10 protein-coding genes are annotated in these 13,207 nt (G+C 61.5%); 8 read left to right on the top strand and 2 right to left on the bottom strand.

Annotated features, from left to right (window positions below; genetic code table 11):
• Positions 1-27 precede the first annotated feature (27 nt).
• The 3 genes from ACYVM5_RS03835 (at position 28) to dapF (ending at position 3,384) form a co-directional block, all read left to right on the top strand.
• Positions 28-516: a DinB family protein gene (locus tag ACYVM5_RS03835; protein WP_460616856.1), complete on the top strand. Its 489-nt coding sequence runs from the start codon at positions 28-30 to the stop codon at positions 514-516.
• A 103-nt stretch (positions 517-619) separates the two neighbouring features.
• On the top strand, positions 620-2,443 hold the full coding sequence (locus ACYVM5_RS03830; RefSeq protein ID WP_460616855.1) for a peptidoglycan D,D-transpeptidase FtsI family protein: 1,824 nt from the start codon (positions 620-622) through the stop codon (positions 2,441-2,443).
• Positions 2,444-2,583: 140 nt separating this feature from the next.
• Complete coding sequence (gene dapF / locus ACYVM5_RS03825; protein ID WP_460616854.1) at positions 2,584-3,384, top strand: diaminopimelate epimerase; 801 nt, start codon at positions 2,584-2,586, stop codon at positions 3,382-3,384.
• A gap of 77 nt (positions 3,385-3,461) precedes the next feature.
• Here dapF and ACYVM5_RS03820 read toward each other — a convergent pair whose 3' ends face one another.
• Both ACYVM5_RS03820 and ACYVM5_RS03815 read right to left on the bottom strand, forming a co-directional pair.
• Positions 3,462-3,896 carry an organic hydroperoxide resistance protein gene (locus ACYVM5_RS03820; protein ID WP_460616853.1) on the bottom strand — a complete coding sequence of 145 codons (435 nt, stop codon included), beginning with the start codon at positions 3,894-3,896 and terminating at the stop codon, positions 3,462-3,464.
• Positions 3,897-3,941: 45 nt separating this feature from the next.
• On the bottom strand, positions 3,942-4,394 hold the full coding sequence (locus tag ACYVM5_RS03815; RefSeq protein ID WP_460616852.1) for a MarR family winged helix-turn-helix transcriptional regulator: 453 nt from the start codon (positions 4,392-4,394) through the stop codon (positions 3,942-3,944).
• A 129-nt stretch (positions 4,395-4,523) separates the two neighbouring features.
• On the opposite strand from ACYVM5_RS03815, the gene ACYVM5_RS03810 reads away from it, so the two are divergent.
• The 5 genes from ACYVM5_RS03810 (at position 4,524) to ACYVM5_RS03790 (ending at position 13,184) form a co-directional block, all read left to right on the top strand.
• Complete coding sequence (locus ACYVM5_RS03810; protein WP_460616851.1) at positions 4,524-5,027, top strand: GNAT family N-acetyltransferase; 504 nt, start codon at positions 4,524-4,526, stop codon at positions 5,025-5,027.
• Positions 5,028-5,204: 177 nt separating this feature from the next.
• Positions 5,205-6,509, top strand: coding sequence for a glycosyltransferase family 1 protein (locus tag ACYVM5_RS03805; protein ID WP_460616850.1), 1,305 nt, complete (start codon positions 5,205-5,207; stop codon positions 6,507-6,509).
• An 86-nt stretch (positions 6,510-6,595) separates the two neighbouring features.
• Positions 6,596-7,774, top strand: coding sequence for a UDP-galactopyranose/dTDP-fucopyranose mutase family protein (glf, locus tag ACYVM5_RS03800; protein ID WP_460616849.1), 1,179 nt, complete (start codon positions 6,596-6,598; stop codon positions 7,772-7,774).
• A gap of 145 nt (positions 7,775-7,919) precedes the next feature.
• Positions 7,920-11,330: a preprotein translocase subunit SecA gene (secA, locus tag ACYVM5_RS03795; RefSeq protein WP_460616848.1), complete on the top strand. Its 3,411-nt coding sequence runs from the start codon at positions 7,920-7,922 to the stop codon at positions 11,328-11,330.
• A 135-nt stretch (positions 11,331-11,465) separates the two neighbouring features.
• Positions 11,466-13,184, top strand: a complete 1,719-nt coding sequence (locus tag ACYVM5_RS03790) for a T9SS type A sorting domain-containing protein (RefSeq protein ID WP_460616847.1) — start codon at positions 11,466-11,468, stop codon at positions 13,182-13,184.
• Positions 13,185-13,207 lie beyond the last annotated feature (23 nt).

The raw sequence follows: 13,207 nt of genomic DNA, 5'->3' as shown, positions 1-13,207 counted from the left end.
CTCACCGCCACAATTTCTTCACCTGCCATGTCCGAAATCACCCGCCTGCTCGACCAGCTCCGCCGCGCCTTCGATGGTGAACCGTGGTCCGGGCCTTCATTGCTGGATACCCTCGATGGCCTGACTGCCGTGCAAGCCACCCGGCGCCCCTTTGCCAATGCCCACAGCATTTGGGAAATCACGCGCCACGCCGGCGTGTGGGCCGAGATGGCCCGCCGGCGTCTGATTGAAGGGAAATTGGTGCAGGTGAGCGATGCCGAAGACTGGCCGTCACAACCCGACAACCCCACCGAAGCCGACTGGCAAGCGGTGTTGGCTAATCTGCGCGAGATGCACGAGCAATTGCTGGCCGCGGCCTCAACTATCACCGACCAAACCCTCGACCGCCCTATCAACACCATCATCGACGCGCGGGTGGGCTATGGCTCTTCCATTTACGTGACCCTGCACGGCGTGGCCCAGCATTACCTCTACCACGCCGGGCAAATTGCGCTTTTGCGGAAAGCAGTAGCCTAACCACAGGGGCGAATTCCCGCCAGCAGCCCGGCTTCGTGAGGTGACAGGCCCCGTTCATCGAAGCGTGTGGGCCAAGCTGCTAGCAGAACACTAGCTTTGCCGGATGCTGCCCGCCCACCGCAAGAAGTTAGCTGCATTACTTGTCGTTCTCCTGCTGGCCGGGCTGGTCCTGGTACTGTGGTGGCGGCGCGTGCCCGTGCCCGGCGTGGGCGTTATCCTGCCGCATGATACTTACACGCCAAAGCGCGAGGCTTTCTGGCCGCACCGGGGCCGCATTCTCGACCGCAACGACTCGGTGCTGGCCTACACCGGGCCGCGCTACCTGCTGGTGCTGCCGTCCTGGGGCCGCCTCGATTCTACCCGCCTCAACCGCCTGCTGGGCTGGCCGGATAGCGCTTTTGAGTACCGCAGCCGCGACCTGCGCCGCCGTGAATTGCCCTTGCAACTGGATTTAACGGCTGCTGAATACGCCATCCTGCGCCGCCACCAAAGCGAGTGGCCCAAGCTCAAGCTGCGCGAATACACGGCCCGCAACTACGCCACGCACGTGGCCGCGCCCGTGCTGGGCTACGCCTATGCCAATGCCCAGCCCTTCCTGTACCAGGCGCAGCGGCTGGCGCGGGGCCGCTTCTACCGCCTGCGCAACGGCGGCCTCGAAACCTACTACAATGGCCTGCTGAAAGGCAGCTTCGGTGCTTACCACCCTTTGGTAGATGTGCTGAACCAGTCCCACGGCACCTGGGCCACCGATACCATCTACCACCCCGGCCAGGACCTGCACCTCAGCCTCGATACCGAATTGCAGGCCTACGCCGAGCGCATCATGCGCGAGCGCAAAGGCTACATCGTGGCCCTGGAGCCTGCCACCGGCGAAATCCTGTGCTACGTGTCGGCCCCCACCTACGACCCCGCCACCATCACCGCGCCCGGCCGGGGGCGCGAGCGCAGCGCCCTGCTGCTGGCCGAAGACATGCCGCTGCTCAACCGCGCCGCGCTGCAAGCCAGCCCGCCGGGCTCGGTGTTCAAGCTGGTGAACGCGGCCGTGGCGCTGCAGCTGGGCGGCATCACGGCTGATACCGGCTTCCGCTGCGACCAGTCGCTCATCAACTGCGTGCACGAGCACCCCAACGCCCGCAACCTCACCCAAGCCCTCAAATACAGCTGCAATCCCTACTTCTACCAGGTGATGCGCAACGTGGTGAACAACGTGCCCGACTCGCTGGTGCAGCCCGTGGACACCTGCGCTCAGCGCCACCTGAACCTGGCTGCCTGGACGCGCCACGTCAAATCCTTCGGCCTCGACACGCTGCTGGGCGTCGATTTGCCGCAGGAGCGCCCCGGCTTCATCCCCACGCCGGCTTATTACGACAAGCGCCGCGGTCGTTGCGGCTGGACCTACGGCAGCATCTATTCGCTCAGCATCGGCCAGGGTGAAATCAACCTGACCGGCCTGCAAATGGCCAACGTCCAGGCCATCATCGCCAACCGCGGCTACTACTACATTCCGCATTTTGTGCGCAGCGTGGGCAGCGGCGGCCCGCTGCCGCGCTTCCGCGAGCAGCACCGCACGCTGGTCGATAGCGTCCATTTTGCCGAGCTCATCCCCGGCATGGTGGCGGCCCTGCGCCGAGGCGGCACCGCCGAGCTGGCCAACCTCGACGACGTGGGTATTTCGGTGGCCGGCAAAACCGGCACGGTACAAAACGACGAGGGCGACGACCATGCCACCTTCGCCGGCTTCGCCCCGGCCTCAACGCCGAAAATCGTGGTGGCCGTCTACATCGAAAACGCCGGTTTCGGCGGCCTCTCTGCCGCCCCCTGCGCCGCCCTGATTATGGAAAAGTACCTGCGCGGCAAAATCGCCAAAAAGCGCAAGCGCTGGGAAAACTGGTTGCGCTGCGGCGATTTGGCCGACCAGGGGCATTGATTCGCGGCTGAAACGAGGTAGAGACGCATATTTGCGTCCCGTCGTTGAACGGCCGGCATTCGTATAACAACTGGCCCAAACGGTGCGAACGATGAGACGCAAATATGCGTCTCTACCTCGTTCTGGCTAACTTATTCCTAATGATGCAATTCCATAAATACCAGGGCACCGGCAACGACTTCGTCATGATTGACGACCGTGCCCGCGCCTTCGACGAAACCGACCACGCCTTGATTGCCCAGCTCTGCCACCGCCGCTTCGGCATCGGGGCCGATGGCCTTATCCTGCTGCGCAACAAGCCCGATTTCGACTTCGAAATGGTGTACTTCAATGCCGACGGCCGGCCCAGTTCGATGTGCGGCAACGGTGGCCGCTGCACCGTGGCTTTCGCCAAATACCTGGGGCTGATTGGTGAAACAACGCATTTCCTGGCAGTAGATGGCCCTCACGACGCCCGCGTGGAGCCCGACGGCACCGTGCGCCTCAAAATGATTGACGTGAATGCCCCCATCGAAGCCGGAACAGGGGAGGACGACGTGTTTCTGCACACCGGCTCGCCCCACCACATCCACTTCCTCGACCCCGAAGAGCACCCCACGCTAGCCGAGTTCGATGTGTACGGCGCGGGCCACGATATTCGCCACGACCAGGCCTACGACCCCGCCGGTACCAACGTCAACTTCGTGGAAATCCCCGCCGACCCCGCCCACGCCTGGCCCGTGCGCACCTACGAGCGCGGCGTCGAAAACGAAACTCTGAGCTGTGGCACCGGCGTCACGGCCGTGGCGCTGGCCGCCTCGCAACGCGGCGCTACTTCGCCCGTGCGGCTGCAAACCATGGGCGGCGAGCTGGAAGTGAGCTTCGAGCAGCGCCCCGATGGCGGCTTTGCTAACGTGTGGTTGAGCGGCCCGGCGGTGCGCGTGTTTGGTGGCGAAGTATAGCAATTGTCCGTTTTAGCGCATAAAAAAGAGGCCCTGACGCACGTCAGGGCCTCTTTTTTATTTCGGCAACCAGTCGCTTAGGCGTTGGTCGTCGTGGTGAGGCTCACCTCGATATTGCCTTTGGTGGCGCGCGAGTAGGGGCAGATGCCGTGGGCGGCTTCCACCAGCTCCTCGGCCTGCTTTTGTTCGATGCCGGGCAGGTTGACGTGCAAATCGGCCGAGATGCCGTAGCCGCCGTCCTCCGCCTTGCCGAAGCCGATGAGGGCCTCCACGGTCACGTTGTCGAGGCGCACTTTGGCCTGGCGGGCGGCCACGCCCAGCGCCCCTTCAAAGCAGGCGGCGTAGCCGGCGGCGAAGAGCTGCTCGGGGTTGGTGGAGCCGGCTTTGCCGGGGCCGCCCATTTCCTTGGGCGTGCTCAGCGTCAGGTCGAGCACTTGGTTGTTGGAGGTAATCTGGCCGTCGCGGCCGCCTTTGGCTTTGGCCTGGGCCGTGAAGATTTTTTCGATTTTCATCCGAATGTTGGTAAGAAAAAGTGGGTAAGCAATAAGTGTCGGCCGCTAGGCCAACTGGGTAAGTAAATGCGTGAGGTGAGTGCGCAGCGACAGAATTTCGGCTTCCGATAGCTGCATTTTGTCGAGCATCTGCATCGGGATTTGTTGGGCCTGGGCTTCCAGCGCCCGGCCGGCCGGCTGCAGCGCGATGATGACTGACCGTTCATCGCGCGGGTCGCGGCGGCGGCTCAGCCATTGCTTCTGCTCCATGCGCTTGAGCAGCGGCGTGAGCGTGCCCGAGTCGAGGAGTAGTTTTTCGCCCAGCTCCTTCACCGTCAGTTGCTCATGCTCCCACAACAGCAGAAAAACGAGGTACTGCGGGTAAGTAAGGTCGAGAGCCTGCAACAGCGGCTGGTAGGCTTTGGTAATGAGCCGCGACACGGCATAAACCGGAAAGCAAATCTGGCTTTCCAGCTTGAGCAGCGAATCTTTGACGGATGGGGTGGGGGACGTTGCCATGTGGTATCGCAAAGGTAAACGGAGAACGGTTGTATAATGTTTAATTGTGCACAATTTATTTTTTTCTTGCTCATTGTATCCTGCCCAATGCCCTGCGGGCAGGGGCGGGTGGTGGTTTACCTTTACCGCATGCACCTGCGCGCCCTCGAACCCGACGACCTCGAATTTCTTTACGCTCTGGAAAACGACCCCGACATCTGGGGCGTGTCGGATACGCTGGCGCCCGTGTCGCGCCACGCTCTGCGCGAATACCTGGAACACGCCGGTGCAGATTTCTACGTAGTGCGCCAGTTGCGGCTGGTGATTACTACTGATATTGGCAGCCCAGCCGTGGGCGTCGTCGACCTGTTCGACTACGACCCGCTGCATCAGCGGGCAGGCGTGGGCATCACCATTCTGGCCCGCGAGCGGCAGCGCGGCTACGCCCGTCAGGCCCTGGAACTGCTGCAAAACCACGCCCGCGCCGTCCTGCGCCTGCACCAGATTTATGCCACCGTAGGGGCAGATAACCCGGCCAGTATGAGACTTTTTGCCTCTGCTGGCTTCCGGCGAGTGGGCACGCGACAGGCGTGGTTGCGCACCGCCACCGGCTGGCAGGATGCCGTGGAGTGGCAGTGTTTGCTAAGTCGCTAGAGAAATAGCATAGCTGTATATTTCATTGATAAAGTGAAGGATTGGTGAGTTTTAGCAAAATAAGCTGGGCTATATCCTTTGGCCGGCGGGCTCCGTATAGGGTAGCAAGCGCCCCGGCCGGGTAGGTTGAGAGTACCTCCGGCGCGGCGCGAAAAACCCTCTTTCCTGCTACTTTTCATGCCCCCTTCTTCGACGGTGGATGCGTCCCTGCGTGCCTCCACCACCGCTGCCCGGCCCAGCGACCCAGCCGCCGAAAACAAACGTCCTTATGCCTTGCCCGACCTGGTGTGCTTTGCGCACCTGCACTGGGATTTTGTGTGGCAGCGGCCGCAACACCTCATGTCACGCTTTGCCCAGCAGGGCCGGGTTTTTTACGTCGAAGACGCTTTTTACCACAACGACGACCTCATCGAGCCGCACGTTGAAATCAAAGAGCGCGACAACGGCGTGAAAGTGGTAGTGGTGCACCTGCCCAACCGCCTGCGGGCCGATGAAACCGCAGCCGAACAGGCCGAATTTGAGGTGCTTACCCACTATTTCGCCGAGCAGGGCGTCACGAAGTACATCTTTTGGTACTATACGCCCATGGCCTTGGGCAAGTCGCGCCAGTTCCACCCCGAACTCACCGTGTACGACTGCATGGACGAACTGGCCGCTTTCAAATTTGCCCCGCCCGAGCTCAAAAAGCGTGAGCAGGAGCTCTTTGCCAAAGCCGACCTTGTGTTTACCGGCGGCCACACGCTCTTCGAAGCCAAGCGCGAGCAGCACCCCGACGCGCACCCATTTCCCAGCAGTATTGACAAGGCCCACTTCGGCCAGGCCCGTGGCCCGATGGCCGAGCCCGCCGACCAGGCCGGCATCGCGCACCCGCGCATCGGCTTCTTTGGCGTGGTAGACGAGCGGCTCGATATTGAGCTGCTGCGCCAGCTCGCGCAAAACCACCCCGAATGGCAGTTTGTCATCATCGGCCCGGTGGTAAAGATTGACCCTGCCACTTTGCCCCACACCGCCAACGTGCACTACCTCGGGGGGAAGGATTATAAGGAACTGCCGGCCTATTTAAAGGGTTGGGATGTAGCAACGCTTTTGTTTGCTGATAACGAGAGCACAAAGTTCATCTCGCCGACTAAAACGCCGGAATACCTGGCCGCCGGCAACCCCGTAGTGAGCACGCCCATCCGTGACGTGGTGCGGCCCTACGGCGACCTGAACCTGGTGCAGATTGCCGACAACGCCGCCGATTTCGGCCAGGCCATTGCCAAGGCCCTCACCCAGCGCGACGACGCCGACTGGCGCCAGCGTACCGACGACTACCTGGCCACCATCTCCTGGGACCAGACCTGGCAGCAGATGGTGGACCTGATGCAGGACCGCCTCTGGGCCAAAAAGCCCGATGCTTCCACCACCACCGTGGCCGGGGCGCCCCTCATGCCCACCAAGGTTTCGGAGGTGTACTTACCGCCCGTCACCCCTGTTCGGTAAACGTATTGCATTGTTTGCCTGATTATTAACGCATCAATTCGCTTTCAGTAACGTTCTTTCTTTACCTCATTTCCATACCCTGCACTATGTTTGATTACCTCATCGTTGGGGCCGGTTTTGCCGGTAGCGTGCTGGCCGAACGGCTGGCCACCCGCAGCAATAAAAAAGTCCTTGTAGTTGACAAGCGCAGCCACATTGGTGGCAATGCCTATGACCACTACAACGAAGACGGTATCCTGGTGCACAAGTACGGCCCGCACATCTTTCACACCAACTCGAAAGACGTGTTCGACTACCTTGGCAACTTCACCGACTGGCGCCCCTACGAGCACCGCGTGTTGGCCTCGGTAGATGGCCAGCATGTGCCGATGCCCATCAACCTCGATACCATCAACAAACTCTACGGGCTGAACCTGACCAGCTTTGAAGTGGAGGAATTCTTCGCTTCCGTAGCCGAGCACGTTGATGTTATCAAGACCTCGGAAGACGTGGTGGTGAGCAAAGTAGGCCGCGAGCTCTACAACAAATTCTTCAAGAACTACACCAACAAGCAGTGGGGCCTCGACCCCTCGCAGCTCGATAAGTCCGTCACTAGCCGCGTGCCCACCCGCACCAACCGCGACGACCGCTACTTCACCGACACCTACCAGGCCATGCCGCTGCACGGCTACACCCGGATGTTTGAGAACATGCTCAACCACCCGAATATCAAGGTGATGCTGAATACGGATTACCACGAAATTATGGACTTCATTCCCTTCAAGGAAATGATTTTCACCGGCCCCGTAGACGAGTATTTCGACTTCAAATTTGGCAAGCTGCCTTACCGCTCGCTCGAATTCAAGCACGAAACGCTGAACAAGGAGAAGCACCTTGCCGCGCCCGTGGTGAACTACCCCAACGAGCACCCCTACACCCGCATTACCGAATTCAAGGCCCTGACCGGTCAGGACCACCCCAAAACGGCCATTGTGTATGAGTACCCGCAGGCCGAGGGCGACCCGTACTACCCCATCCCGATGCCCGAAAACGCCGAGCTGTACAACAAGTACAAGAAGCTGGCCGATGAAACGCCGGGCGTACACTTTGTGGGCCGCCTCGCCACCTACAAGTATTACAACATGGACCAGGTGGTAGCCCAGGCCTTGACGCTCTATAAGAAGCTGACGGAGAAGGAAAATGCCAGCAAGCCGGTGCTCCCCGCTATTTCGGGCAGCACGTCGCTGGTGGAGAAGCTCATCAGCCGTTCGCCGAAGCAGGAGTAGCCACGCAGTAGCGCGGACTCTGCGAGTGCACGCTGCATAAAAAGCCCCGCCATTTTGGCGGGGCTTTTCGTTTTGGGACGGTTTTAGCGGAACGCTCCGTAAATTTGAGGTGCGCCACCGCGCTTATCGCTATAAAAACTACCTGATGTTTGAATTCCTAGGCAAGACCGTCGCCAAAATATTTGGCTCCAAGTCGGAGCGCGATTTAAAGGAAATCGTGCCCTACGTGGCGCTGATTAATGCCGAATATGCCAAACTGGCCGGTTTGACCGACGACCAGCTGCGCGACCAGACCGACGCCGTGCGCGCCCGCATTGCCGAGCACCTCGCCGGCCTCGACGGGCAGATTGCCGGTTTGCACCAGCAAATCGACACGCAGCTGCAGCTGGACGTGGCCCAGAAAGAAGTGCTGTTCGAGCAAATTGACGCGCTGGAAAAGCAGCGCAACAAGGACCTCGAAGCCGTGCTGCTGGAAGTGCTGCCCTCGGCCTTTGCCATTGTGAAGGATACGGCTCGCCGCTACAAGGAAAACGGCCGCCTGGTAGTAACTGCCAATGTCCGTGACCGTGAGTACGCCGCTACGCACGCCAACGTGACTTTTGAGGGCGACAAGGCCATCTGGAGCAATACCTGGACGGCTGCCGGCGCCGAAATCACCTGGGACATGGTGCACTACGACGTGCAGCTGATTGGCGGCATTGCGCTGCACCAGGGCAAAATCGCTGAAATGGCGACGGGCGAAGGCAAAACGCTGGTTTCGACGCTGCCCTCGTTCCTCAATGCGCTGTCGAAGCGCGGCGTGCACCTCGTTACCGTCAACGACTACCTGGCCAAGCGTGACTCCGAATGGAACGCGCCGCTGTTCGAATTCCACGGCATCACGGTGGACTGCATCGACAAGCACCAGCCCAACACACCGGAGCGCCGCGCCGCCTACCAGGCCGATATCACCTACGGCACCAACAACGAATTCGGCTTCGACTACCTGCGCGATAACATGGCGCGCGACCCCGAGGAGCTGGTGCAGCGCAAGCACCACTTCGCCATGGTCGACGAAGTGGACTCCGTGCTGATTGACGATGCGCGGACGCCGCTCATCATCTCGGGCCCGGTGCCGCGTGGCGACGTGCACGAGTTCTACCAGCTCAAGCCGCGCATTCAGCGCCTGGTGGATGAGCAGAAAAAAGTAGTGCAAGCCTACTTGGTAGAAGCCCGCAAGCAGATTGCTGCTGGCAAAACCGGCGTGGAACCAGGTGACAAAAATGGCGAAGGCGGCCTGATGCTGTTCCGCGCCCACCGCGGCCTGCCCAAGAGCAAGCCGCTCATCAAGTACCTGTCGGAGCCCGGCATCCGTGCCGTGCTGCAAGCCACCGAAAACCATTACCTGGCCGACAACTCGCGCCAGATGCCGAAAGCCGACGAGCCGCTGTTCTTCACGATTGACGAGAAGAACAACCAGATTGAGCTGACCGAAAAAGGGCTGGATTTGATTACGGCGCAGGGCGAAGACCCCAAGCTGTTCATCATGCCCGACATCGGCATGGCCATTGCCGACATCGAGAAAAATGCCGCCCTCTCGGCCGAAGAAAAGCTCCAGCAGAAAGACAAGCTGATGAGCGACTACAACGAGAAATCGGAGCGCGTGCACACCGTGAACCAGCTGCTGAAAGCCTACACGCTGTTTGAGAAGGATGACCAGTACATCCTGACCGACGACGGCAAGGTGAAAATCGTGGACGAGCAGACTGGCCGCGTAATGGAAGGCCGCCGCTATTCCGACGGCCTGCACCAGGCCATCGAAGCCAAGGAAAATGTGCGCGTGGAAGACGCCACCCAAACCTACGCCACGGTGACGCTGCAGAACTACTTCCGGATGTACCACAAGCTGTGCGGCATGACCGGCACGGCCGAAACCGAAGCCGGCGAGTTCTGGGAAATCTACAAGCTCGACGTGGTGGTGATTCCCACCAACCGGGTGATTTCGCGCAAAGACTCCGACGACCAGGTGTACAAAACGGTGCGTGAGAAATACAACGCCGTGGCCCTGGAAATCCAGAAGCTGGTAGAGGCCGGCCGCCCCGTGCTCGTGGGTACCACGAGCGTGGAAATTTCGGAGTTGATGTCGCGTATGCTCAAACTGCGCGGCATTCAGCACCAGGTGCTCAACGCCAAGCAGAACCAGCGCGAGGCTGAGATTGTGGCCGCCGCCGGCTACCCCGGCACCGTGACCATTGCCACCAACATGGCTGGCCGTGGTACCGACATCAAGCTGCGCGAAACCTCGCGTGAGGCCGGTGGTCTGGCCATCATCGGCACGGAGCGCCACGAAAGCCGCCGCGTCGACCGCCAGCTGCGGGGCCGCGCCGGCCGTCAGGGCGACCCGGGTACTTCGCAATTTTTTGTTTCCCTTGAGGACAACCTGATGCGTCTGTTCGGCTCGGACCGGATTGCGAAGCTGATGGACCGCATGGGCATGGAAGAGGGCGAGGTTATCCAACACTCAATGATTACCAACTCCATCGAGCGCGCTCAGAAGAAGGTGGAGGAAAATAACTTCGGCACGCGCAAGCGCCTGCTGGAGTACGACGACGTGATGAACGCCCAGCGCGAAGTGGTGTACAAGCGCCGCCGCAACGCCCTGCACGGCGACCGCATGGAAGTCGACATCCTCAACATGATTTACGACGTGAGCGAGGACATCGCCGCCGGCCACAAAATCACGGGTGATTTCGAGGATTTCAAGCTGAACATCATCAAGGTATTCGGCTACGATACCTACCTCACAGCGCAGGACCTCACCAGCCTGCAGGTGCCGGCTCTCACGCAGAAGCTGTACGATGAGGCCCTTGGCTACTTCCAGAGCAAGAACGAGCACATTGCTTCGAACTCGCTGCCGCTGGTGAACGACCTGCTGAGCAACGGCGCGCCCTACGAGAACATCGCCGTGCCCTTCACCGATGGCAAAAAGCAGGTGCAGGCCATTGCCAACCTGCGCCGTGCCCAGGCCACCGGCGGCCACGACATCCTCCGCCAGATGGAGAAAGTGGTGGTGCTAAGCGTAATTGATACGGCCTGGACCCAGCACCTGCGCCAGATGGACGACCTGAAACAGGTGGTGCAAAACGCGGTGTACGAGCAGAAAGACCCCCTCCTGGTGTACAAGTTCGAGAGCTTCGAGCTGTTCAAACGCATGATTGGCAAGGTGAACGAGGAAACCACCACCTTCCTCTTCCACGCCGATGTACCGGTGAACACCAGCATGGTGGGCACCAACGAAGAGCAGGACTACTACCTCGAAGACGAGGAGCAGCAAACCAACTTCACCGTAGAGCACGAAAGCAGTCTCGACTCGCTCGGAGCCGGCCCCGAGGACATGGGACCCGACTACCAGTCGCCCCAGGTAGCCGAAAAGCAAGTGCCGGTGCGCAGCCAGAAAGTGGCCAACCGCAACGACAAAGTGAACGTGCAGTACATGGACGGCACCGTGAAGCGCGACGTGAAATACAAATCAGTAGAGCAGGACGTGGAAAGCGGCCGTGCCGTACTGGTAGACTAGTTCCGCCCGCTTTTTAAATGGAAAATGAAACGCCCCGGCCGGTTGGTCGGGGCGTTTTTGCTGAGAGCAGGATTAAACCAGCCGCGGCCGCGGTGGTCAACGGGAATACGCACAACCCCGAATTCCCCCGCTTTTATGAAACACACCTTTACCCTGATGCGCAGCTTGCTGCTAACCGGGCTGCTGCTTGGAAAATCTGCTCCGCAGGCGGCCCATGCCCAGGCCCCCGCCTGGCAAATGGCCACAGCCGTAGCCACGGCCAGCAACGGGGCCTATACCGTAACGGCCAGCGCGCCTGATGCCACCGGTACCAACCTTTACGTGACGGGCTACTTTGCGGGCACCGTAGCCATGGGCGGGGCGCTGCTCACCAGTGCCGGGGCCACCGATGTCTTCGTGGGCAAATGGAACGTGGCCAACCAGCGCTTTGCCTGGGTGCAGCGGGCCGGCGGGGCCAACAACGACCAGGCCCTGGCCATCACGGTGCGGGGCGCGAGCGTGTTTGTGGCCGGCACCTTTGGCGTGGCGGCCAGCTTTGGTACTATCAATTTGACGTCGGCCGGCGCTACTGATGGTTTTGTAGTGAAGCTGAGCGATGCGGGCACCAGCGCCAGCTTTGTGTGGGCGCAGCCGGTCGGCGGCCTCAACGAAGACCGGGCCACGGCGCTCGACGTGAGCGGGGCTAACGTGTACCTCACCGGCACTTTCCGCAGCCAGACGGCCACGCTGGGCCGTCTCACTATTAATAACCCCACCGCCGGGGCCACCACGCCCGGCCTGGCCCACGTTTTTCTCACCAAGCTCGCCGATGCAGGCACCACGGCCGGCTTTGTGTGGGCGCGGGCCTTTGGGGGCAATGCCGCCGACGATGCCGCCGCTGCCCTGGCTGCGAATGGCACCAGCGTGTACCTGGCCGGCGACTACACCGGTAACCTGAGCCTGGGCGGCGGCACCACTCTCAGCAGCAACGGTGGGCGCGATGCGTACGTCCTCAAATTCACGGATGGCGGCAATAACCCCGCCCTGGCCTGGGCTAAAAGCGCCGGTGGCCCCAATGCCGACCTGGCCACCGCCCTGGCCTTCAGCGGCACCAATGTGTACGTGGCCGGCAGTTTTGGCGGCCTCGCCATTTTTGATGTAAACGGCGTGGTGAGCGCCGGCCCGGCCAACATCTTTGTGGCCAAGCTGGCCGATGCTGGCGCTAGCAGCACGTTTATCTGGGCGCAGCAGGCCGGCGGCACCGCCACCGACGGCGCCACCGCCCTGGCCGTGAGCGGGCCCGATGTGTACATGGCCGGCGGCTTCACCAGCAGCACGGCCACCTTTGGCACCATCAACCTGGCCAATAGCTCGGGCGCTACCGCCCGCACGGCCGACATATTTGTGACCAAGCTGAATGACAGCGGTCCGGCCAGCACGTTTGTATGGGCCCAGAAAGCCGGCGGCCCCGGCGGCGATGGCGCTAATACCGTGGCCGTGCTGGGCAGCACCGTATATGTGGGGGGAGTCGCCACGCCGCCGGCCACGTTTGGCAGCCAGTCCATTGCCACAGCGGCCTCGGCGAGCGTGGGCTTTCTGGCCTCGCTGGCTGCCAGCCCGCTGGCTACGGCCGGTGCGGTAGCGCTGACAGGCTTCAGCCTCAGTCCCAACCCGGCCCACGGCACGGCCACCGTGCAACTGCCCGCCGGCCTGGGCGCGGCCAACCTCACCGTGCTCGACGCCTTGGGCCGCCCCGTGCGCACCCAGCCCGCCGCCCGCACCACCCTCGACCTCACGGGCCTGCCCGCCGGCTTCTACGCCGTGCGCGTGGCCGGCAGCGGAGGCACGGCCACGGCCCGCTTGGTGGTGGAGTAGGGAGCAGCCGTTCGTAAAACCAA

Source organism: Hymenobacter ruber (genome assembly GCF_054783255.1).
Note: the sequence above shows the minus strand (reverse complement) of the source record. Positions and strands in the feature narration are given on the sequence as shown.